Source organism: Kocuria rhizosphaerae (assembly GCF_044462265.1).
In the GTDB taxonomy this organism is placed as follows: Bacteria; Actinomycetota; Actinomycetes; order Actinomycetales; family Micrococcaceae; genus Kocuria; species Kocuria rhizosphaerae.
Window position 1 is genome coordinate 17,873 of sequence record NZ_JBISWL010000020.1, and the last position, 22,387, is coordinate 40,259.

Sequence of the window (22,387 nt, forward strand, 5' to 3'; positions counted from 1 at the left end):
GCGACGCGTGCCCCGCCGCCGGACAAGGAGACATCATGAGCGCCGCCAAGAACGTCACCGACGCCGACTTCAGGACCGAGGTCCTGGAGGCGGACAAGCCCGTCATCGTCGACTTCTGGGCCGAGTGGTGCGGCCCGTGCCGCATGGTCGGGCCCGTCCTGGACGCCATCGCCGCCGAGCACGCCGGGGCCGTCGAGGTCGTGAAGCTCAATGTCGACGAGAATCCTGCCGTGGCCTCCCAGTACGGCATCACCTCGATCCCGGCGATCTACCTCTTCTCCGGCGGCGAGGTCGTGAAAAAGGCCATCGGGGCGAAGCCGAAGAGCGCGCTCGAGAAGGAGTTCGCCGACTACCTCCAGCCCTCGGCCTGATCGGTCCGCACATTCCCACCGCTGCGCGCTCATCCGTCCCCTCCCCCGCCCGCGGAGGGGACGGATGAGCATTTGCACTTCCGACACCCGACGACCCGTGGGACACCCGTGAACACCGAGGACACCGAACCGATGCTGCGCCGGACCATGACGAACCGGCGCGTGGTGAGCCTGCGGGAGCGTCTGCTCCGTGCCGGCGCCACCGTGGCGTACCTGGCTCCCCAGGACGTCAACAACCCTTCCTACTTCGACGACCACGTCGACGCGGCGGTGCGCGCCTTCCAGCAGCAGCGCGGCCTGATCGTCGACGGTCTCGTGGGCCCGGAGACGGATCGGGCGCTCAACGAGGCCCAGTACGCCCTCGGCGACCGCCCCCTCTACCTCGACGAGGGCCGGCCCCTCCGCGGGGACGACGTGACGATGCTCCAGCACAACCTGTCCAGGTTGGGTTTCTACTACGGGCATCTCAACGGTGTCTTCGGCTCCAGCACCCACCACGCCGTGACGGAGCTGCAGGAAAGCCTGGGACTCTCCCCGTCCGGCGTCGTGGGCCGGGAGACGATCGCTTCCCTGGCGCGGATCAACAGGAACATCACGTCCTCCAAGGCGTTCTCCCTGCGGGACTACCACCGGCTGGAGCGGGCCACGTCCGCGCTGCGCGGGCGCTCCATCGTGCTCGTCCCTTCCCGAGACACCGGACAGCAGTCCCCCGCCTCGGCTCCCGGCGACTTCCTGGACCGTGCCGACGCCATCACCAGGGACGTCGCCGTCCGGGCCTCCGAGCTGCTGCACGAGATCGGCGCCGAGCCCGCCGTGGTGCATCCCGACCCTGCTCCGCACGCCCGGCGGGGCCACGCCGTGCGGACCGTCGCGTCGGCCACCGAGGCGACGACTGGGCAGCCCGAGTCGGTCGTGGTCACCCTGCACTGCGACTGGAACTCCTCCCCCGCCGCCGCCGGGATGTCCTCGTACTACTGGGGTGAGCAGGACCGCTCGGAGATCTACTCCCCCATCGGGGAGCGCGCCGCGGTCCTCGTGCTCAAGGAGCTGGTGGCCCGCACCGGCGCGCTCGACCTCGGCACCCACGCCCGCCAGTGGGACGTGCTGCGGGGAACGGACGCCCCTACGATCTGGCTGGACCTCGGCTATCTCTCCAACCCCGGGGACCGGACCGCCCTGGCCGACCCGGAGCACCGGAACCACCTCGCGGAGGCGATCGTCTTCGGCCTCCAACGGATGTACCTGCTCGCCGACGACGACCTTCCCACCGGCACGATGCGCCTCGACGACGTCGCCGGCTTCAACGGCACCTGAATCCTGCTCCGCGTCTGCGCACGAAAGAGCCCCGGTGTTTCACGTGAAACACCGGGGCTCCGGCTGTTCCGCCGGGAGAGGAGCTGCGCACCGTCCTGATCAGGAACGTTCGGCGCCGGGATTCAGCACGTCGATGATGCGGTTCAGATCGTCCACGGAAGCGAACTCGATGGTCATCTTCCCCTTCCGGGCTCCGAGGGAGATCTTCACGCTGGTGTCCAGACGGTCGGCGAAGGCGTCCGCGATGTCGTCGAGCCGATCCTGGTGCCGGCTGGGCTCGGCCGCGCGCCGGGGCTTGCGCTCGGCTCCCTCCGCCATCGATACGGCCTCCTCCGTGGCACGCACGGACAGGCCCTCGGCGACGATGCGCTGCGCCAAGCGCTCCATCGATGCCGGGTCGGACAGCGAGAGCAACGCTCGGGCATGTCCGGACGAGAGCACACCGGCCGCGACGCGGCGTTGGACCAGCGGTGGAAGCCGGAGCAGACGGATGGTGTTGGAGATCTGCGGGCGCGACCGGCCGATCCGCCGGGACAGTTCCTCCTGGGTCGCCCCGAACTCCTCCATCAGCTGCTGATAGGCCGCCGCCTCCTCGAGCGGGTTCAGCTGGCTCCGATGAAGGTTCTCCAGCAGGGCGTCCCGCAGGAGGTCGTCGTCGGAGGTCTCCCGCACGATCGCGGGAATCGTCTCCATTCCGGCCCGCTGCGCGGCCCGCCAACGACGCTCACCCATGACGAGCTCGTACGACGGGTCCCCGTCCTCCTTGCTGGGGCGGACGACGATCGGCTGCAGGACGCCCAGCTCCCCGATGGAGTACGCGAGCTCGGCCAACTCCTCCTCGTCGAAGACCTGTCGCGGCTGCTTCCGATTGGGGTGGATCGCCGCGACCGGAAGCTCCGCGAAGCGCGCGCCCGGGACGACACCGAGCTCCGCGAGCTCCGGATCCTCCTGCTCGGCTGTTTCACGTGAAACTTCTTCGGAGCCCCTGATCTCCGGTACAGACCCGGACGCGGCTCGTGCCCCAGCGGTGCGGCCACCGCGGGCGCGCCCGCCGGCGACATCCTGCGGCGGTCGGGGTTGCCGGCCGACGGCGGATTCCCCGGGGCGTCCCGGAGTTTCACGTGAAACATCCGCCGTTGGTGCTTCCGCCGAGTCGGCGGACCGTTCGGGCTCGACATCGGCAACGGACCCCGTCGTTGCCTCCTGCCCTGCAGCATCGCCGCCCGTACCGTCGCCGGACTCTGCGGACGGAACGAAGAACATGTCGGAGGGGCGGCTCACCAGCGTCGTGTTCCGCAGCGCCTCGCCCATGTCCATCCGAGCCTTCATGGCCTTCTGCCGGGCGGCCGGGCCGGCCGGCTTGGACCTGCCACCACCGGAACTGCGCCTGGCGCCATCGGTGGGAGAACCTTCTCCGGCGGAGTCCTTCCCATCGGGTCCCGTTCGGGAGGAATCGATCGATCCGGCTCCGTCAGTGTCCGGCGCAGTCCCGTGGTACTCCGTCATCGTTCCCTGCAGAGACGGATCCGAACCGGCCGCGGGGGAGTCCGTGACACCGGGTGGGGACGGCACCTCAGCGTCGGAGGACGCCCGAACGGCGGGACCGGACGTTTCACGTGAAACATCCTGGCTCGCGACGTCCGCAGAGTGCTGCCCGGTCTCCGCCCCCGTCGATCGCTCCTCCGTGGTCGGCGCATTCCCCTCGTGCTCACTGTTCGCTTCCGCGGGGGCACTCGGGATGAGTGCCCCCAGGCCCCGTCCGAGACCCCGTCGTCTGTCGCTCACGAATTTCCTTTCCCTGTCCCGGCAATCCGCCCAATTCTATCCGAGGCACACTTCAGGAACGGCCGCGGGACGACGAGTCCGACACGACCGGAGCCGGTTCGTGGGTCGAAGGCGCGAAATCCGACCGGGACAGCCGGGGAACGTCTCGCGACGAGCACCGGGGACGACGGGAAAGGCACTGTCCACCCCGCGGGGTCGAGACGAGAGGCTGCGCGTACACCACGGGTTACGGTCCCGCTCGGCCGATGTCAGCAGCGCACTCCTGTGATCGGGAGCCGCGTCGCACACCGCGACCCGCGTCCACCGGTCGCTGACCGCGTGCTGCACAGCGAACGGCGCCCCTCTCCATCGGGAGAGAGGCGCCGGGGCCGTGGGGGAGTAGGGTCAGCCGATCGGTCGCTGGGCGATCTCCGCCGCGGCCTCCAGGTAGGAGAGCGCTCCCGTGGAGCTCGGGTCGTAGCTGATGACGCTCTGCTGGTAGCTGGGCGCTTCGGAGATGCGCACCGACCGCGGAATCATGGTCTCCAGCACCTCGCCCGGGAAGTGGCTGCGGACCTCGTCGGCCACCTGGGAGGCCAGGTTGGTGCGGCCGTCGTACATGGTGAGCAGGATCGTGGAGACCTTCAGACCGGGATTGAGGTGCTTCTGGATCATCTCGATGTTCTTCAGCAGCTGGCTCAAGCCCTCGAGGGCGTAGTACTCGCACTGGATGGGGATGAGCACCTCGGTGGCCGCCACGAACGCGTTGAGCGTGAGCAGGCCGAGACTGGGCGGGCAGTCGATGAACACGTAGTCGAGCCGCTCCATGCCCTCCGCCTCCCGATGGCGAGCATAGGCTTCCAGGGCCTGGCGCAGCCGGTGCTCCCGGGCGACCATGGAGACGAGTTCGATCTCCGCGCCCGCGAGGTCGATGGTGGCCGGAACCACCCAGAGGTTCTCCGCCTCGGCGGAGGGCTTCACCGCGTCGGCGATGGGCATCTCGTCGATGAGCACGTCGTAGGTGCTGTCCACCTCGGAGCTGTGCTCCACACCGAGGGCGGTGGAGGCGTTGCCCTGCGGGTCGTTGTCGATGACGAGGACGTTCTGACCCTGTCGGGCCAGCGCCACCGCGAGGTTCACGGACGTGCTGGTCTTGCCGACACCGCCCTTCTGATTGCTGATGGTGAAGACCCGCGTGGCGGCGGGCTTCTCCAGCTGGACCCTTTTCAGCCTGGCGCGTCGCCTGGTCTCTTCCACAAGCTTCCTCCCCAGCGGCGTGTCCTCCGCCATCGTTGTCGTCATGGTGGCCGGGCGGCTCAACGTTTCACGTGAAACATGTGAACCACGATCCGGAACAACCCTTTCCGATTGATCTAGCGGATCGGGCGGAAACTCCGCGTCGAAGCCCCTGGGGCCTCCCGCGCTGTCGGCGATCGGCATCTGACTGCGCACCTTCCCGGTTCCTCTCGGCATCGTTGCATCGGGGCACGTCCCCCGCGGGGGAGGGGTGCCAGGTCATGACCGCGGCGACCGTGCGGCCGCGCCGTCCGCCCACGGGGTCACGCCCGCGACGCACTCTTCCCAGCCTACCGCCGCGACGAGGGCGGACGCGGAAACGGCGTCAGAGCCGAACGCGGACCACCGTGGTGGGCTCGGCGAGAAGCGCCTTGCCGGCGAGGACGATCTCGGTCGACCGGGCACCGTGCCGGTGGAGTTTCTTTCGGGCTCTCTCGATCTCCTCCGCCGCCGTCCGGCCCTTGAGCGCCAGGAGCTCGCCGGTACCCCTCAGCAGGGGGAGCGTGATGTCCAGCAGCCCCACCAGGCCGGAGACCGCCCGTGCGGTGACGACGTCGACGTCGCCCACGTCGTCCCGGGCCTGCTCCGCACGGGCCCGGACCACGCGGACGCCGCCCAGGCCGAGATCCGCCACGACCTCCTCGAGCCACTGGACGCGGCGTTCGAGCGGTTCGATGAGGATGATGTCCAGGTCCGGCCGGGCGAGGGCCAGGCACAGGCCGGGAAGGCCCGCGCCGGAACCGACGTCCGCCACCCGGGACCCCTCCGCGATGTGCTCCTGGACCACGGCGCAGTTCAGGACGTGCCGGCTCCACAGGCGCGGCACCTCACGCGGCCCGATGAGCCCGCGCACGATCCCCGACGACGCCAGGTGTGCCACGTAGCGCTCCGCCAGCTCCGTCCGCTCCCCGAAGAGCTGCTGCGCCGCACGGCGTTCCCGGGGGTCGGGCACCGGGGCGTCCTGGGGAGCCGGTGCGGGCCGCTCCTGTTCGGACATCAGCCCTGGGCCACGGTCACGACGTTGTGCCGTGCCGCGCCCTCGCCCTCGGACTCGCTCACGAGACCGTGTTCCGCGACCACGTCGTGCACGATCTTGCGCTCGTAGGCGGACAGCGGCTCGAGGTGCACCTTCTCGCCCGTCTCCCGGGCCTCCCGGATCGCACCCAGCGCCAGCTCCTGCAGCTCCCCCGCACGGCGCCGGCGATAGCCGCCGATGTCGAGCACCAGCCGGGAGCGGCGGTCGGTGGTGGCCAGGACCGAGAGGCGGACGAGCTCCTGGAGAGCTTCCAGCACCTCCCCGTCCTCGCCGACGAGCACGTCCAGCCCGTCGTCGGGGCCTTCGGCCACCACCGACAGGTAGACGCGTCCGTCCCGGATCTCGATGTCGATGTCCCCGTCGAGGTCGGCCGTGTCCAGCAGCTCCTCGAGGTAGTCGGCCGCGACCTCGCCCTCCTCCTCCAAGGGGTCGACGTCGGGATCGACATCGGAGTCGGGATCGGGGCCGGCGTCCGGGCTCGCCCCGGGGGCGGGCTCCGGGCCCGCCCCGGGGGTGGGCTCCGGGCTGGTCCCGGGGTGGGTGTGCTGCGCCTCGTCGGCGTCCTGCGGGGTGTGCCGGATGTCGGTCATGTTGTCTCCTGGGGCCGTGGAGGCACGGGGCCGGCGGCGCCGGCCCCGTGCGGGGGAGGGGATGGTGCCGGGGTGACCGGCCGGGATCATCGCGCCTGTTTGCGCTTCGTCTGCTGCTTCTGCCGCTTCTTGCCCACCGGCTGCTGCCGCTGTCCCGCAGCGGCACGGGCGCGCTGCTCCTCGATCTCCGCCTCGTGCTCCTCACGGGTCTTGCCGACCGGGGGGAGGCCCTTCGCCGCGCGACGCTCGTTGAGCTCCTGCTCCGCCTGGGACCCGGGGGTGGGGTTGTTGCGGATGACCCACCACTGCTGGCCCATGGACCACACGTTGGAGACGGTCCAGTAGATGAGCACGCCGATGGGGAAGTTGATGCCGCCGATCGCGAAGATGAGCGGGAACAGGTACAGCATCATCTGCTGCTGCCGATACATCGGGGATGCCTTGGCGGTCTCGCTCATGTTCTTGGCCGTGAGCTGCTTCTGCGTGAAGAACTGCGAGCCCGACATCGCGATGATCATCACCACGGCCAGCACGATCGTGGCCACGTGGTTGCCGTCACCGGGGTTCCACAGGGTGGAGAACAGCGGCGCGCCGAAGAAGGTGGCCTCGTTGAACGACTCCACGATGGGGGCGTCCAGCACGTGGACGGGCTCCCCGGCGGCGGCCGACTTCGGCACGCCGTTGAGCACCTGGAAGAGACCGAAGAAGATCGGCATCTGCACGAGGATGGGCAGGCACGCCGAGAACGGGTTGGAGCCGTGGCGCTTGTAGAGCTCCATCTGCTCCTGGGCCATGGCCTGGCGGGAGAGCTGGTCCTTCTTGCCCTTGTACTTGGCCTGCAGCTTCGCCATCTCCGGCTGCAGCTCCTGCATGCCGCGCATGGACTTGATCTGCTTGAGGAACAGCGGGATCGTCAGCGTCCGCATGACGATGGTCAGTCCCACGATGCAGAGCACCCAGGTGATGCCCGCGGCCGGGTCCATCCCCACGGCCGTGAGGAGCTCGTGGAACACCCACAGCACGGCGGAGACGACCCACCTGAAGGGGAAGAGGATCATTTCGAACAGGTTCATGAGGAAGGCTCTCCTTGGGCCGCGGGACCGGCGCCGCCGGCGGGGTGCTGCGGGTGGCGTTCGGCGAGTTCGGGGTGGTTCAGCAGGACGATCTTGGGCAGGGACGTGAAGTCGGAGAAGATCCGACCACCGTCAGGAACCCTGTCGATCCCGCCGGCAGCCCAGGGGTGGCAGCGCAGGAGCCGCCGCACGCTGAGGCCGAGCCCGCGCACGGCGCCGTGCACCGTGACGGACTCGAGCGCGTAGGCCGAGCAGGAGGGGAAGTACCGGCAGACGTCTCCGTACAGGGGGGACACCATCGTCCGGTAGAGCTTGAGACCCGCGATGAGCAGGTTCTGCGGCAGGAACCAGATCGCCTGCCACGCGGACCCGGGGCGGACGAACTCGTGGGGAGCCGCCGCGAGGGCGTCCTCGGGCGGGGGAGCGTGCACGGTCATGTTCAGGACTCCTCCCGTCCGGGGCGTGGGTCGGCCGGCTCGGGGGAACCGCCCCCGTGGCGGGGCGACCCGGCCCGCTCGGACGCGATCCGCCACGCCTTCCCGAAGTCGGCGGCCAGCTCCGCCCACTCCGCGCGGGACGCGGGCGGCAGGGCACGCACCACCACGTCGTAACCGTACGGCACCTCCCTGACAGAGGCCCGGGCGAGTTCCCGGAGACGTCGTTTCACCTTGTTGCGTCGGACCGCGTTGCCCACGGCCCTGGAGACCACGAACCCGAACCGGGTGGGCCTCCCGGTCTCCGTGGGTCGCGCATAGACGACGACGTTCCGGCGCCCGCAACGGGCGCCGGAACGCGTGGTGGCCGAGAACTGGACGGAGGTCCGGATCCGGTGCCGCTCAGGAAGCACGGTGCCGCTCCCGTTCGGTCCCGGGCCGCTCCGCCGGGCTGCCGTCCGCGCGTGCGCGGCCGGGCGGCGGGGGCTCCGGGGTCGACACGAGCCGACTCAGGCGGAGAGCTCGGTGCGGCCCTTGCTGCGGCGGGCGGCGAGGATGGCGCGGCCGGCGCGGGTGCGCATCCGGGCCCGGAAGCCGTGCTTCCGGGCGCGACGGCGGTTATTCGGCTGAAAGGTCCGCTTGCTCACTGGTTACTCCAAAGGCGTCAAGGTGCGTGTCGGCCCTCGTCCTCGACACACCGGATACGGCGCGGACGGGCAGGGCAGCCACAGCAGTGCTGGTGAATGCGTCCGGGCATGCGGGTGGGCATGGCAATGGACACAAAAGACTGTTTCACCCTAGACAACCGGGCGGGACCGGTCAAATCACCGGGGTCCGCCCGGACCCCGGACGACCCGGGCGGACCTCGGGCTCTGTGCAGTGCACATTTCGCCCACAGGTGTGCACCGATCTTGCTCACATCCTGTGGAAAACTTGTCGGCCAACTCCCGCGGAACGGCGCGGAACAGGCCCCGAACTACAGTCCTGTAGTTCCCGTCGCCCCCGGAAAACGGCTATGACGCGGTCCGGAGCATGTTCTAGGCTGGCTCTCGCGGCCGGCCCCCGACAGCTTATCCACCATTGTGAAAAACACTGTGGACAAGACTCCCCGCCGCGGAGCCGGGACGAGACCCGTCCACCGCCTCGTCGTTCCCGACGACGGCTCGACCACACCTCGACGACAGCAGGAGTACGCGTGGGCACGCAGGACAATCAGGCGCTCAGCGCGCAGTGGGCGGAGTGCGTGCAGTACATGTACGAGGACCCGATGACCACCGGCCGCTACCGGGGATTCATCTCCCTGGCGCAGCCGCAGGGTCTCATCGGCACCACGCTGCTCGTCGCGGTCCCCAACGAGCTCACGCGCGAGTTCTTCCAGAACCAGCTGGCCTCCGTGCTCCGTTCCTCGGTGGGCCGGGCCTTCAGCCCGGATACGCTCGTGGCCTTCGTCGTCGACGCCGACCTCGAGGCCGCGCCGGCGCCCGAACCCGCTCCCGTGGGACCGGACGGGTCCCTGCCCCCGATCAGCGAGCTCGAGGCCGAGCGCAACCGCACCGACGTCCCCGGCCGGCCGGTGGCCGAGCCCGTGGAACCCGGCGGCCCGAGCCCGGCCTTCCCGGTGCCGCCGGCCTCGCCGGGTCCCGGATCCTTCCCCGGTCCGGCGGACCGGACCCTGCCCCCGCCGCGGGACCCCCGGGCCGCCCCACCCCGGCGGCACCTCCAGGACACCGGCACGGCCCCCGCGGTGGGGGAGTGGGACAGCTCGGCACGGCTGAACCCGAAGTACGTGTTCGACTCCTTCGTCATCGGCCAGTCGAACCGCTTCGCCCACGCCGCGGCGTTCGCCGTGGCCGAGACCCCCGCCAAGGCGTACAACCCGCTGTTCATCTACGGGGAGTCGGGGCTCGGCAAGACCCACCTGCTGCACGCGATCGGCCACTACGCCAAGCGCCTCTACCCCCAGGTGCGGGTCCGCTACGTGAACTCCGAGGAGTTCACCAACGACTTCATCAACTCGATCCGCGACGACGAGGGGTCCTCCTTCAAGGAGATCTACCGCAACGTGGACATGCTGCTGATCGACGACATCCAGTTCCTCGCGGGCAAGGAGCACACGCAGGAGGAGTTCTTCCACACCTTCAACGCGCTGCACAACCACGAGAAGCAGATCGTGATCACCTCGGACATGCCGCCCAAGCAGCTCACGGGCTTCGCGGAGCGCATGCGCTCCCGCTTCGAGTGGGGCCTCATCACCGACGTGCAGCCGCCCGAGCTCGAGACCCGCATCGCGATCCTCCGCAAGAAGGCCACCAGTGAGGGCATGGACGCCCCCGACGACGTGCTCGAGTACATCGCCTCGCACATCTCCACCAACATCCGCGAGCTCGAGGGCGCGCTCATCCGCGTCACCGCCTTCGCCTCCCTGAACAAGCAGGCCGTCGACCTTCCCCTGGCCGAGCTGGTGCTCAAGGACCTCATCACCGACGACGGCGCCCAGGAGATCACGGCAGCCTCGATCCTCGCCCAGACGGCCGTCTACTTCGACATCACGCTCGAGGAGCTCAAGAGCAAGTCCCGCACCCGCACCCTGGTGACGGCCCGGCAGATCGCGATGTACCTGCTGCGCGAGCTGACGGACATGTCCCTGCCGAAGATCGGTCAGGAACTGGGCGGCCGCGACCACACCACGGTCATGCACGCGGACCGGAAGATCCGCACCCTCATGGCCGAGCGCCGGCAGATCTTCAATCAGGTGACCGAGCTGACCAACCGGATCAAGCAGCAGCAGCGCGAGGGCTGAGCCTGCCTCGCCCCGTCCTGAACGGGCCCGCCGATGATCCGGCGGGCCCGTTTCCTGTAGTTCGTCCACAGGCCTTCCCCGCGTCGTTCCGGGCCGGGAGGATCACTTCTGCACAGGACACGGACCCTTGTGGAGCGCCTGTGCACGGGACAGAACCCACACCTGTGGATAAAATTGTGGAGAAGCTGCTCCAACCGGTGGAGAAGCTCGGAACAAGTCCGGGGGAGGCTGTGGAAGCCGCGGAACCACGCGGATCTCGTCCACCGCACGGCACGGGTTCCGTGGACCGCGAACCACAAGAAGTCAACAGGCACGAACCGTGCGAACCATGGCCGGGAGAGGGTTATCCACAGATTCCACAGCGGTTATTAACACTCCTGTCCTTAAAGAGATCTCCGGCCAAACAACAAGAATCCTGGAACTCCGATCCCGCCGGGACCGCCGAAGAGCTCCGGCGGCGGGGACCGCCGCCACGCTCCGCGGAATGGCCGACGGCTTCCACGGACGGATACGATGCAAAGGGCGTTCGCCCTGTCCCGGTCGCCGCGTCCCGCCTCGCGGGCTGCGCCGCCGGGAAGACGGCTCCGCCGCCCTGGCCCAGACTGAAAGGCAGCAACCTCTCGTGAAGTTCTCCGTCGAACGCGATGTTCTGGCCGAGGCCGTGACCTGGACCGCCCGGTCCCTCTCTCCCCGGCCCCCGGTTCCCGTGCTGTCCGGTCTGCTCATCCGCGCCGAGGGCGGCTCGCTGTCCATCGCGAGCTTCGACTACGAGATCTCGGCCCGGCTGTCGATCAGCGCGGACGTGCAGGAGGAGGGCACGACACTGGTCTCCGGCCGGCTGCTCGCCGACATCTGCCGGTCCCTGCCTTCCGCCCCGGTCGAGGTCCGGGCCGACGAGGGCAAGGTCACGCTCACCTGCCGGTCCTCGCGCTTCAACCTCGCGGCCATGCCGGTGGCGGACTACCCGGAGCTGCCTGCCCTGCCCGACGTCTCCGGCGTGGTCGCCGGGGACGAGTTCGCCCACGCCGTGGCCCAGGTCAACATCGCCGCGAGCAAGGACGACACCCTGCCGATCCTCACCGGCGTCCGGGTGGAGATCGAGGGCGAGAAGATGACGCTGCTGGCCACCGACCGCTACCGGCTCGCGATGCGCGAGCTCACGTGGCGGCCGGCCGCTCAGGACATCTCGACCGCCGCGCTGATCAAGGCGCGCACGCTCAACGACATCGCCAAGACCCTCGGGCCGGCCGGCGACATCAACATCGCCCTGTCCGACTCCGCGGAGCTCGTCGGCTTCGAGTCCGGCGGCCGCCGGACCACGAGCCTGCTCATCGACGGCGAGTACCCCAAGATCCGTTCCCTGTTCCCCGAGCACACGCCGATCACCGCGGCCGTGCGGACCACCGAGCTCGTCGAGGCGGTCCGGCGCGTGTCCCTCGTGGCCGAGCGCAACACCCCGGTGCGGCTGGCCTTCAGCGAGGGCCAGGTCGCGCTCGACGCGGGGACGGGGGAGGACGCCCAGGCCTCCGAGGTCCTCGACGCCCACCTGACGGGGGAGGACATCACCGTCGCGTTCAATCCGACGTACCTCTCCGAGGGGCTGCACGCGTTCGCCTCCGACTACGTCCGGTTCTCCTTCACGGCCCCGCCCAAGCCGGCGGTGCTCTCCGCCCAGGCGGAGCCCGAGGGCGAGGACCGCGACGACTACAAGTACCTGCTGATGCCGGTGCGGCTCCCGAGCCAGTGACCCGCCGGCGCGGACCCGGAAGCCGCTGAGTGTTCGTCGACCACCTGTCCCTGCTGGACTTCCGGACGTATGCGCATCTCGACATACGTCTCGGGCCCGGGATCACCGTGTTCCTGGGTCCCAACGGCGTGGGCAAGACGAACGTCGTCGAGGCGGTGGACTACACGGCCGGGCTCACCTCCCACCGGGTGTCCTCGGACGGCCCGCTGATCCGGCTCGGCGCGGAGCGGGCCATCGTCCGGGTACGGGTCCGGCGCGGCGGGCAGCAGACAGTCCTGGAGTTCGAGCTGAACGACGGCCGGGCGAACAGGGTGCGCATCAACCGTGCGTCACCGGTCAGGGCCCGCGACGCCCTGGGCATCGTGCGCACCGTCCTGTTCTCCCCGGAGGACCTCGCCCTGGTGAAGGGCGATCCGTCCCACCGCCGCCGTTTCCTGGACCAGCTCGCCGCGTCGATGCGCCCCGTCCTGGCCGGCACGCTCGCCGACTACGAGAAGGTGCTCCGGCAGCGCAACGCGCTGCTGCGCTCCGCCCGGGCCGGTGGCCGGTTCACGGCCACGCACCGGGCCACCCTGGCCGCGTGGAACGACCAGTTCGCCCGGGCGGGAGCGACCGTGCTGCACGCCCGCCTGCAGCTGCTCGACGCTCTGGCCCCGCAGGTGGCCACCGCCTACGGGCAGCTCACCGACGGCAGCAAGGCGACCCGGCTGCGCTACGTGTCCTCGGTCCTGCCCGAGAGCGCGGGCGGGGACGTGGAGCAGCTGCGCGGCTTCACCCCGGCGGACCTCCACCAGCTGGTGCTCGACGCCTGTGAGACGGTGCAGGAGCGGGAGCTCGACCGGGGGCTCTCCCTGGTCGGCCCGCACCGGGACGAGCTGGAGCTGCTGCTCGGCGACGCCCCTGCCCGGGGATACGCGTCCCACGGGGAGACCTGGTCCTACGCCCTCGCCCTGCGCCTGGGCTCCTGGTACGTGCACCTGGCCGACGACCCGGCGGAGGGCGCCGCTCCGATCCTCGTGCTCGACGACGTGTTCGCCGAGCTCGACACCCGGCGGCGGAGCCGCCTCGCCGGGATCGTGGCCTCGGCCGAGCAGGTCCTGGTGACGGCCGCGGTCGAGGAGGACCTGCCGGCCGAGCTCGTGGCAGGCCCCCACGACGTGGTGCGCGTGGGACCGGGCACGGCACTGCGCGACGACGAGCGCTCCCGTGTCGAGGAGGGCCTGCCCGGCGACGGGGCCCCGGGACCGGCGGGGGCCCCGTCGTGGTGAACGGGACCGGGGCCCGCGCGCCCGGCGGTGATCCGACTCCTCCCGGCGAGCCGCCGGCGGCGGAGGCGCCGGAGGTGGGCCCGGAGCAGAACGTGGTGCGGATCGAGGACGAGATCGACGCACCGGCGGCGCTGCTCACCCGCATGCGCCGGGCCGCGGAGGCCCGTGGGGACGGTCGGCTTCACGGTGCGGCCGCCCGCCGCAACCTCAAGGGGTTCGGCGCCGCGATGGAGTCGGCGACCGCGTCCCCCGCCGAGCGACTCGGCCGGCGGGGCAACGACGTCGACCCGCGGGCCCTGGGCGGGTACTCCGGGGCGGGCCGCTCCGCCCGGGACCCCCGGGGCGTGGGCTCGGTGCTCGACCAGCTCGTGGCGGGTCGCGGCTGGAAGGCGCCGGTGGCCGTCGGCTCCGTCCTCTCGCGCTGGGACGAGCTCGTGGGTGCGGGCATCGCGGGGCACTGCCGGCCGGAGAGCTTCGACGAGACCGTGGTGCGGGTGCGCTGCGACTCGACCGCCTACGCGGCGAACCTGCGGCTCATGGTCCCGCAGCTGCTGCGGATGTTCGACGAGCACCTGGGGGAGGGCATCGTCACCCGGATCGAGATCCTCGGTCCCGCGGCCCCGAGCTGGAAGCGCGGCCGCCGCTCCGTGCAGGGACGCGGCCCACGGGACACCTACGGCTGAGGCCGGCGGAACCGGAACGCTGAGCGGCCTCGTGGCGCCTCACGGCCCCCGGGGAGCGGTCCGGGGATGGAGGACGGCCGGAAAATTCGTCCTGAGGCCCTTTCCAGGCCTCTCAGAGGGGTTCAGCAGCACCCCGGGCCGTCCTTTTCGGATAGAATCGGACCCAGAGAGTCATCGACGGTCCGGGCCCACGCGACTCCTCGCGGCCCCTGCTCGCGGCGCGCACGCCCGGAACCGTCGGACCGTTCCGATCCCGCACGAGCCGATGAGCCGCCGCACGTCTCATCGGCGTTCTCCTGTGCTGTCCGGAACGGCCGGAACGCCCAACAGGAGGAGCCAGGAACCCGTGGCAACAGAGGACCCGCAGCAGCGCGAGTACGGCGCCGGTGACATCACCGTCCTGGAAGGCCTGGAGGCCGTCCGGAAACGGCCGGGCATGTACATCGGATCCACCGGCCCCCGCGGTCTGCACCACCTCGTGTACGAGGTGGTCGACAACTCGGTCGACGAGGCGCTGGCCGGCTACTGCGACCACATCGAGGTCACGCTCCAGTCGGACGGCGGCGTGCGGGTGTCCGACAACGGCCGCGGCATCCCGGTGGACGTCCACCCGACCGAGGGCCGGCCCACGGTCGAGGTCGTCATGACGATCCTGCACGCGGGCGGCAAGTTCGGCGGCGGCGGCTACGCGGTCTCCGGCGGTCTGCACGGGGTGGGCATCTCCGTGGTCAACGCGCTGTCCCGCCGCGTGGAGACGGAGGTCCGGCGCCAGGGCCACGTCTGGCGGATGGCCTTCGCGGAGGGCGGAAGGCCGCAGGGCGAGCTGGTCAGGGGCGAGGAGACCGACCGCACCGGCACCACGCAGGTCTTCTGGCCGGACCCCCAGATCTTCGACACCGTCGACTTCGACTTCGAGACGCTGCGCGCCCGCTTCCAGCAGATGGCGTTCCTCAACAAGGGGCTGAAGATCAGCCTCACCGACGAGCGCCACGCCGAGGAGTCCGGCGAGGAGATCGCCGGGTCCGCCTCCGACCGCACGGCGGTCCACCCGGAGGCCGAACCGGTGGAGGGCCGCGACGGCGGCACGGACGCGCCCGGGCTCAACGGCATCGTCAGGAACTCCTCGGGGCACCGGCGCGTGGTCTACAAGTACGAGCACGGCCTGCTCGACTACGTCACCTTCCTGAACGCCTCCAAGAAGGCGGACCTCGTCCACGACGACGTCATCACGATCGAGACCGAGGACGCCGACCGGAAGATGTCCCTCGAGCTGGCGATGCAGTGGACGACGGCCTACACGGAGTCCGTGCACACCTACGCCAACACCATCAACACCCACGAGGGCGGCACCCACGAGGAGGGCTTCCGCTCGGCGATGACCTCCCTCGTGAACCGGTACGCCCGGGAGAACAAGCTGCTCCGGGACAAGGACGAGAACCTCACGGGCGACGACGTCCGCGAGGGCCTCACCGCGGTGATCTCGATCAAGCTCGCCGAACCGCAGTTCGAGGGCCAGACGAAGACCAAGCTCGGCAACTCCGAGGCGAAGACCTTCGTCCAGCGCGAGGTCAACGACCGGTTCGGCGACTGGCTCGAGCGCAACCCCGCGGCCGCGAAGGAGATCATCCGCAAGGCCATGAGCGCCTCGCAGGCGCGGCTGGCCGCCCGCAAGGCGCGGGAGACCACGCGCCGAAAGGGGCTGCTCGAGTCCGGCGGGATGCCCGGCAAGCTCAAGGACTGCTCCTCCAAGGACCCGTCCCTGTCCGAGATCTACCTCGTGGAGGGCGACTCGGCCGGCGGTTCGGCCGTGCAGGGACGCGACCCGGCGCACCAGGCGATCCTGCCCCTGCGCGGGAAGATCCTCAACGTGGAGCGCGCCCGGCTCGACCGCGCCCTGTCCAACGCCGAGGTGCAGTCGATGATCACGGCGTTCGGCGCCGGCATCGGCGACGACTTCGACATCGCCAAGGCCCGGTACCACAAGATCGTGCTCATGGCCGATGCCGACGTCGACGGCCAGCACATCACCACGCTGCTGCTCACGCTGCTGTTCCGTTTCATGCGCCCGCTGATCGAGCACGGCTTCGTCTACCTGGCCCAGCCGCCGCTGTACCGGATCAAGTGGTCCAACGCGCCCCACGACTACGTCTACACGGACGCCGAGCGGGACCAGGTGCTGGCGCGCGGGCTGGCCAACAACCAGCGCATCCCGAAGGACAACGGCATCCAGCGCTACAAGGGCCTCGGCGAGATGGACTACACCGAGCTCTGGGACACCACGATGGACCCCGACCGGCGCACGCTGCTGCAGGTCACCATGGAGGACGCCGCCGCGGCGGACCAGACGTTCTCCGTGCTCATGGGCGAGGACGTGGAGTCCCGCCGCGAGTTCATCCAGCAGAACGCCAAGGACATCCGGTTCCTCGACATCTGACAGCCCCTATATGCCCATATGGACATATAAGGGCTTGACCTGCGCTTTCGCAGGATCCCGAGGACCAGCAGACAGAACGGAAAGACCGCATGAGTGACGAGACACCGGACGGACCGACCCCGGAGGGCGCCGTGCCCGCCGGCGACCTGGAGAACACCCCCGTGCTGACCGACCGCGTGGAGCAGGTGGACCTGCAGACCGAGATGCAGCGGTCCTATCTCGACTACGCGATGGCCGTCATCGTGGGCCGTGCCCTGCCCGACGTCCGCGACGGGCTCAAGCCGGTCCACCGGCGCGTCATCTACGCGATGTACGACGGCGGCTACCGTCCCGACCGCTCCTTCAACAAGTGCGCCCGCGTGGTCGGGGAGGTCATGGGCCAGTACCACCCGCACGGCGACTCGGCGATCTACGACGCCCTCGTGCGCCTCATCCAGGACTGGGTGATGCGCTATCCGCTCGCGCTCGGCCAGGGCAACTTCGGCTCTCCCGGCAACGACGGCGCGGCGGCCCCGCGGTACACCGAGACCAAGATGGCGCCGCTGGCCATGGAGATGGTCCGGGACATCCACGAGGAGACCGTGGACTTCCAGGACAACTACGACGGGAAGAACCAGGAGCCCTCGGTGCTCCCGGCCCGGTTCCCGAACCTGCTCGCCAACGGCTCCTCCGGCATCGCCGTGGGCATGGCCACGAACATCCCGCCGCACAACCTGCGCGAGGTCGCGGACGGCGTGCAGTGGTACCTGCAGAACCCGGAGGTCTCCAACGAGCGGCTGCTCGAGGAGCTCCTGCAGCGGATCAAGGGCCCGGACTTCCCGACCGGCGCGCAGATCCTCGGCCACAAGGGCATCGAGGACGCCTACCGGACCGGCCGGGGCTCGATCCCCATGCGGGCCGTCGTGAGCGTGGAGGAGATCCACGGGCGCACCTGCCTGGTCGTCACCGAGCTGCCGTACCAGGCCAACCCGGACAACCTCGCGATGAAGATCGCCGACCTGGTCAAGGACGGGCGGATCACCGGCATCGCCGACATCCGGGACGAGACCTCCGGCCGCACCGGTCAACGCCTGGTGATCGTGCTCAAGCGGGACGCCGTGGCCAAGGTGGTGCTCAACAACCTGTACAAGCACACCCAGCTGCAGGACAACTTCTCGGCCAACATGCTGGCCCTCGTGGACGGGGTGCCGCGCACCCTGAGCCTCGACGCCTTCATCCGGCACTGGGTCGAGCACCAGATGGACGTCATCGTCCGCCGCACCCGCTACCGGCTGCGCCAGGCCGAGGCGGAGGCACACATCCTGCGCGGCCTGCTCAAGGCGCTCGACGCCCTCGACCAGGTCATCGCCCTCATCCGACGGTCCCCGACGGCCGACGACGCCCGCACCGGGCTCATGGATCTCCTGGAGATCGACGAGGACCAGGCCCAGGCCATCCTCAACATGCAGCTGCGCAGGCTCGCGGCCCTCGAGCGGCAGAAGATCCAGGACCGGCACGCCGAGCTCGAGCGGCTGATCACGGAGTACACCGCGATCATCGCCTCGGAGCAGCGCCAGCGGGAGATCATCTCCGCGGAGCTCGAGGAGATCGTCTCGCGCTACGGCGACGACCGCCGCTCCGAGATCCTCTACGGCTACGACGGCGACATGTCGATGGAGGACCTGATCCCCGAGGAGGAGATGGTCGTCACCATCACCCGCGGCGGCTACGTCAAGCGCACGCGCTCGGACCAGTACCGCTCCCAGCGCCGCGGCGGCAAGGGCATCAAGGGGGCGCAGCTGCGCGGGGACGACGTCGTCGAGCACTTCTTCGTCACCACCACCCACAACTGGATCCTCTTCTTCACGAACCTCGGCCGGGTCTACCGGACGAAGGCCTACGAGCTGCTCGAGGCGGGACGGGACTCCAAGGGCCAGCACGTGGCCAACCTCATGGCGTTCCAGCCGGGGGAGCGGATCGCCCAGGTCATGGAGCTGCGCTCCTACGAGGACGCCCCGTACCTGGTGCTGGCCACCCGCAGGGGCCTGGTGAAGAAGACCCGTCTGCTGGACTACGACACCAACCGCTCGGCCGGGGTCATCGCGATCAACCTGCGCGACGACGACGAGCTCGTCTCGGCCCAGCTGGCCTCCGCGGCGGACGACCTGCTGCTGGTCTCCCGCAACGGCATGTCCCTGCGCTTCACGGCGACCGACGACGTCCTGCGCCCCATGGGGCGGGCCACCTCGGGCGTGACGGGGATGAAGTTCCGTGCGGGCGACGAGCTGCTCTCCGCGAACGTGGTCACCGACGACGCCTACGTCTTCGTGGTCACCGAGGGCGGCTACGCCAAGCGCACCAAGGTGGAGGAGTACCGCGTCCAGGGCCGCGGCGGGCTCGGGATCAAGGTCGCGAAGCTCGCGGAGCAGCGCGGCAGGCTCGTCGGCGGGATCATCGTCGGCGAGGAGGACGAGGTGCTCGTGGTCATGGAGTCGGGCAAGGTCGTGCGCACCGGGGCGTCGGAGGTCCCCGCCAAGGGGCGGGACACCATGGGCGTCATCTTCGCCAAGCCCGCCCAGGGTGACGCGATCACGGGCCTGGCCCGCAACGCCGACCGCGAGATCGCCGAGGAGGTCGACGCCGAGGTCGACGCCGAGCTCGACGAGAAGATCGAGGTCGCGGAGGTCGTCGATGCCCAGGACGCCGACGAGCTCGGATCTGTCCCCGGAGATGGGGACGAGCCGAACGATGAAGTAGCGTTGGGCGCAGAGAACAACGGAGGTATCGCATGAGCACGAGTTCCGGCACCAACGCCGCCGGCAAGTCCGGACGTGCCCCCCTCGCGTCCGCGCCGAAGCCGGGCTCCGCGTCGAAGGCGGCCTCGAAGCCCGCCGCGAAGACCGGTGTGAAGCCCGCGTCCAAGAGCGGGTCCTCGGCCGCCAGGCCCGCGACCGGCTCCGCCAAGAAGCCCGGGCCGAAGGCCGCCCGTCCGGGCGGCTCCCCGAAGGGGCTGGTCCGCCCGGCGCCGCGCCCCCGGGTGCGCCGTGCCCGGCTGGTCGTGTCGAAGGTGGACACCTGGTCCGTGCTCAAGCTCGCGTTCCTGCTCTCGGTCGCCCTGGGGATCATCACCGTCGTGGCGTCCGTGGTGCTGTGGATCGTGCTCGACCTGACCGGGATGTTCGACGGGATCAACGAGCTGCTCACCATGCTGGGCGGCACCGGCGGAGCACTGAACATCAAGGACTTCCTGTCCCTGGGCCAGGTCGCGATCTTCGCCACGATCGTCTCCGTGGTCAACGTGATCCTGCTGACCGCCCTCTCCGTGCTGGCCGCGCTGCTCTACAACATCGCGGCCGCCCTCGTGGGCGGCGTGGGCCTCACTCTCACGGACGACTGACGGGCTCCGGCGCGCGCCCGCGGAATTTGGCACGGGTGGGCAACTCCGGTAGTGTTTCTACTCGGTCCGCAAGGACCGGAAGGGCGTATAGCTCAGACGGTTAGAGCGCTTCGCTGATAACGAAGAGGTCCCAGGTTCAATTCCTGGTACGCCCACTGTTCCCTTTTCCGCAGGTCAGGAGGCAGGCGTGAACCGGAAGACGGTTGCTTTCCTGGCCGTGATCGGCGCGTCGGTCGCGGTGCTCACCCGGCTGCGTGAGGCGAACGCCGGCAGGTCCGCCTGGGCGGACGCCACCGACGAGGTGGAGTAGACCGGTGCAGCGGGGGCGTGGCGCAATTGGTAGCGCATCTGCTTTGCAAGCAGAGGGTTAGGGGTTCGAGTCCCCTCGCCTCCACCACTTCGGATCCCGATCGAGCTCCCGCTCGATCGGGATCTTCTCGTTCCACGGTGCTCCCGGCCCGCCGCGGCCGCTCCCGGCCACGGGGCGGCACCCGGACCCCGGAACGGACGAGGCCCCCGCTCCCTCAGCGGGGAGCGGGGGCCTCGTCGGCGCCGGGAGTGATCAGGCCTGGTCCTCGGGCTTCTTGCCCTGGATCTGCTCCTTGACCTCGTTGATGGTGCTCTTCGCGTCCTCGCCCACGGACTTGGCACCGTCCTTGACCTCGGAGGCCGCCTCCGAGACGCCGCCGGACTGACCGGCCGGGGTCGTGGCGTCCTTGACGTCGTCGACCTGCACGCCGGTGCCCGCGGCCACGGTGGACTGCTGGGCGACGGGGGAGGCGGTGACGCGCGGGGAGGTGGCCGCAGGGGTCTTCCACGGGTCCTCGACGGGACGGGAGGCCTTCCAGGCAGCCACCCCGGCGACCCCGCCGGCCACGAGCAGGCCGAAGAGCAGCAGGCCCTTGTGGGAGCGCTGGGCCTTCTTCTGCTGCTTGGCGTAGTCCTTGGCGACCTTGGCGGCGGCCTTCTTCGCGTGGGCCACGGCCTTCTTGTCACCGGTCAGCTTGGCGACGATCGCCTCGAGCTGCTCGGGGGTGTCCGCGTCCGCGAACTTGCCCGCGAGCAGCGCGGCGGCGCCGGCGTACTTGGCCTGTACGGCGGCACGGCCCTCCGCGGCGCGCTCGGCGGCCTTCGCGGCGGTGGGGCCGGCGGTCTTGGCGGCGCGGGCTGCGACCGGGGCCGTGACGGCGGCGGCCTTGAGCTTGGCGCTGTCGGAGAGCTCGTGGGCGCGGCCCAGTCCCTCCTGCACCTTCGGACCCGCGGTGGCGACGCCGCCGGCGAGAGCGGCGGCGCCGGCCTCGACGCCGTGCTGCAGCTTGGGCGCGAGCTCGGCGATCTCCCGGGACGCCCACTTGCCGGCGTCGAGGACCTTGCTCTCGGCGGCCTTCTGCGCGTGGGCGGCCTTCTTCTCGCTCTTGGACTTCTTGAAGCTCATGAATCCATCCCTCCTCGGGTTGTGACAATCCATGGTCAGCATACGGCCCGAGGCCCGGCGGCAGGAGGGTCCGCCGCGCGCTCCCGGGGCTTTTCACTGTGCGCTGAACCCCGCGGAGCGCCGGCGGGGGCCCGGAGTGCCCGTGCAAGAATGAGCGCATGACTTCTGCGATCCCCACCGCCAAGGCGACGATCCACACGAACCACGGTGACATCGTCGTGAACCTCTTCGGCAACCACGCCCCGAAGACGGTCAAGAACTTCATCGGCCTCGCCGACGGCAGCCAGGAGTGGAGCGACCCGCGCACCGGTGAGAAGCAGACCGGTCCGCTCTACAAGGACGTGGTCTTCCACCGGATCATCAAGGACTTCATGATCCAGGGCGGTGACCCCCTGGGCCAGGGCATCGGCGGACCGGGCTACGAGTTCGACGACGAGATCCACCCCGAGCTGAACTTCAACCAGCCCTACATCCTGGCGATGGCCAACGCGGGCAAGCGCAACGGCCGCGGCACAAACGGCTCCCAGTTCTTCATCACCACCGCCCCGACCACCTGGCTGCAGGGCAAGCACACGATCTTCGGCGAGGTGGCCGACGACGAGTCCCGCAAGGTCGTCGACGAGCTCAACAACGTTCCCACCGGTGCCATGGACCGCCCGCGCGAGGACTGCGTGGTCACCTCGATCGACGTCGAGCAGCTCTAGAGCACCAGGATCCCCGCCCGGCGCCGCCGCGCGGGGGCCGACGACGGCGCAGGCCCGCCCGG

The 22,387-nt window shown here is 70.0% G+C and carries 20 protein-coding genes and 2 tRNA genes; 13 read left to right on the forward strand and 9 right to left on the reverse strand.

Annotated elements, in window-relative coordinates; all coding sequences use genetic code 11:
* Nucleotides 1-35: 35 nt before the first annotated feature.
* Nucleotides 36-371: a thioredoxin gene (gene trxA, locus ACH9EU_RS02395; protein ID WP_396412336.1), complete on the forward strand. Its 336-nt coding sequence runs from the start codon at nt 36-38 to the stop codon at nt 369-371.
* Nucleotides 372-479: 108 nt separating this feature from the next.
* The gene (locus tag ACH9EU_RS02400) at nt 480-1,685 is read left to right on the forward strand and encodes an N-acetylmuramoyl-L-alanine amidase (RefSeq protein ID WP_396412337.1); all 1,206 of its coding nucleotides are present in this window, start codon (nt 480-482) and stop codon (nt 1,683-1,685) included.
* Between the two features lie 99 nt (nt 1,686-1,784).
* On the opposite strand, the gene ACH9EU_RS02405 is transcribed toward ACH9EU_RS02400, so the two are convergent.
* The 8 genes from ACH9EU_RS02405 to rpmH form a co-directional block, all read right to left on the reverse strand.
* The gene (locus ACH9EU_RS02405; RefSeq protein WP_396412338.1) at nt 1,785-2,996 is read right to left on the reverse strand and encodes a ParB/RepB/Spo0J family partition protein; all 1,212 of its coding nucleotides are present in this window, start codon (nt 2,994-2,996) and stop codon (nt 1,785-1,787) included.
* 858 nt (nt 2,997-3,854) lie between these two features.
* On the reverse strand, nt 3,855-4,706 hold the full coding sequence (locus tag ACH9EU_RS02410; protein WP_396412339.1) for an AAA family ATPase: 852 nt from the start codon (nt 4,704-4,706) through the stop codon (nt 3,855-3,857).
* A gap of 364 nt (nt 4,707-5,070) precedes the next feature.
* Nucleotides 5,071-5,742 (reverse strand): 16S rRNA (guanine(527)-N(7))-methyltransferase RsmG, encoded by a 672-nt coding sequence (rsmG, locus tag ACH9EU_RS02415; RefSeq protein WP_396412340.1) that lies wholly within the window; start codon nt 5,740-5,742, stop codon nt 5,071-5,073.
* A complete protein-coding gene (locus tag ACH9EU_RS02420) occupies nt 5,742-6,371 on the reverse strand; it encodes a R3H domain-containing nucleic acid-binding protein (protein ID WP_396412341.1) in 630 nt (209 codons plus the stop codon). Before ACH9EU_RS02420 ends, rsmG begins: the two co-directional genes overlap by 1 nt.
* Nucleotides 6,372-6,457: 86 nt before the next feature.
* A complete protein-coding gene (yidC, locus tag ACH9EU_RS02425; protein ID WP_396412342.1) occupies nt 6,458-7,444 on the reverse strand; it encodes a membrane protein insertase YidC in 987 nt (328 codons plus the stop codon).
* Nucleotides 7,441-7,881 (reverse strand): membrane protein insertion efficiency factor YidD, encoded by a 441-nt coding sequence (gene yidD, locus ACH9EU_RS02430; RefSeq protein ID WP_396412343.1) that lies wholly within the window; start codon nt 7,879-7,881, stop codon nt 7,441-7,443. The genes yidC and yidD overlap by 4 nt, the downstream gene beginning before the upstream one ends.
* A 2-nt stretch (nt 7,882-7,883) precedes the next feature.
* Nucleotides 7,884-8,291: a ribonuclease P protein component gene (gene rnpA / locus ACH9EU_RS02435; RefSeq protein ID WP_396412344.1), complete on the reverse strand. Its 408-nt coding sequence runs from the start codon at nt 8,289-8,291 to the stop codon at nt 7,884-7,886.
* A 96-nt stretch (nt 8,292-8,387) separates the two neighbouring features.
* Nucleotides 8,388-8,525: a 50S ribosomal protein L34 gene (gene rpmH, locus ACH9EU_RS02440; protein ID WP_083529203.1), complete on the reverse strand. Its 138-nt coding sequence runs from the start codon at nt 8,523-8,525 to the stop codon at nt 8,388-8,390.
* A gap of 605 nt (nt 8,526-9,130) precedes the next feature.
* On the opposite strand from rpmH, the gene dnaA reads away from it, so the two are divergent.
* The 10 genes from dnaA (at nt 9,131) to ACH9EU_RS02490 (ending at nt 20,583) form a co-directional block, all read left to right on the forward strand.
* Nucleotides 9,131-10,678 carry a chromosomal replication initiator protein DnaA gene (gene dnaA, locus ACH9EU_RS02445; protein WP_396412354.1) on the forward strand — a complete coding sequence of 516 codons (1,548 nt, stop codon included), beginning with the start codon at nt 9,131-9,133 and terminating at the stop codon, nt 10,676-10,678.
* A gap of 622 nt (nt 10,679-11,300) precedes the next feature.
* Nucleotides 11,301-12,425 (forward strand): DNA polymerase III subunit beta, encoded by a 1,125-nt coding sequence (gene dnaN, locus ACH9EU_RS02450; RefSeq protein ID WP_396412345.1) that lies wholly within the window; start codon nt 11,301-11,303, stop codon nt 12,423-12,425.
* Nucleotides 12,426-12,454: 29 nt separating this feature from the next.
* A complete protein-coding gene (gene recF / locus ACH9EU_RS02455; RefSeq protein WP_396412346.1) occupies nt 12,455-13,693 on the forward strand; it encodes a DNA replication/repair protein RecF in 1,239 nt (412 codons plus the stop codon).
* A 143-nt stretch (nt 13,694-13,836) separates the two neighbouring features.
* Entirely contained in the window at nt 13,837-14,376 is a 540-nt protein-coding gene (locus ACH9EU_RS02460) for a DUF721 domain-containing protein (protein ID WP_396412355.1), read from the forward strand.
* Between the two features lie 346 nt (nt 14,377-14,722).
* Nucleotides 14,723-16,810: a DNA topoisomerase (ATP-hydrolyzing) subunit B gene (gyrB, locus tag ACH9EU_RS02465; protein WP_396412347.1), complete on the forward strand. Its 2,088-nt coding sequence runs from the start codon at nt 14,723-14,725 to the stop codon at nt 16,808-16,810.
* Between the two features lie 89 nt (nt 16,811-16,899).
* Complete coding sequence (gene gyrA / locus ACH9EU_RS02470) at nt 16,900-19,581, forward strand: DNA gyrase subunit A (protein ID WP_396412348.1); 2,682 nt, start codon at nt 16,900-16,902, stop codon at nt 19,579-19,581.
* Nucleotides 19,578-20,186 (forward strand): DUF3566 domain-containing protein, encoded by a 609-nt coding sequence (locus ACH9EU_RS02475; protein WP_396412349.1) that lies wholly within the window; start codon nt 19,578-19,580, stop codon nt 20,184-20,186. Before gyrA ends, ACH9EU_RS02475 begins: the two co-directional genes overlap by 4 nt.
* Before the next feature lie 81 nt (nt 20,187-20,267).
* Nucleotides 20,268-20,341: transfer RNA gene (locus tag ACH9EU_RS02480), tRNA-Ile, on the forward strand.
* A 32-nt stretch (nt 20,342-20,373) separates the two neighbouring features.
* Nucleotides 20,374-20,496 (forward strand): DLW-39 family protein, encoded by a 123-nt coding sequence (locus ACH9EU_RS02485; RefSeq protein ID WP_396412350.1) that lies wholly within the window; start codon nt 20,374-20,376, stop codon nt 20,494-20,496.
* A gap of 11 nt (nt 20,497-20,507) precedes the next feature.
* Nucleotides 20,508-20,583, forward strand: a tRNA-Ala gene (locus ACH9EU_RS02490).
* A gap of 165 nt (nt 20,584-20,748) precedes the next feature.
* Here the strand turns inward: ACH9EU_RS02490 and ACH9EU_RS02495 are convergent.
* On the reverse strand, nt 20,749-21,621 hold the full coding sequence (locus tag ACH9EU_RS02495; protein WP_396412351.1) for a hypothetical protein: 873 nt from the start codon (nt 21,619-21,621) through the stop codon (nt 20,749-20,751).
* A gap of 158 nt (nt 21,622-21,779) precedes the next feature.
* On the opposite strand from ACH9EU_RS02495, the gene ACH9EU_RS02500 reads away from it, so the two are divergent.
* A complete protein-coding gene (locus tag ACH9EU_RS02500) occupies nt 21,780-22,325 on the forward strand; it encodes a peptidylprolyl isomerase (RefSeq protein ID WP_396412352.1) in 546 nt (181 codons plus the stop codon).
* The last annotated feature ends 62 nt before the right edge of the window (nt 22,326-22,387 follow it).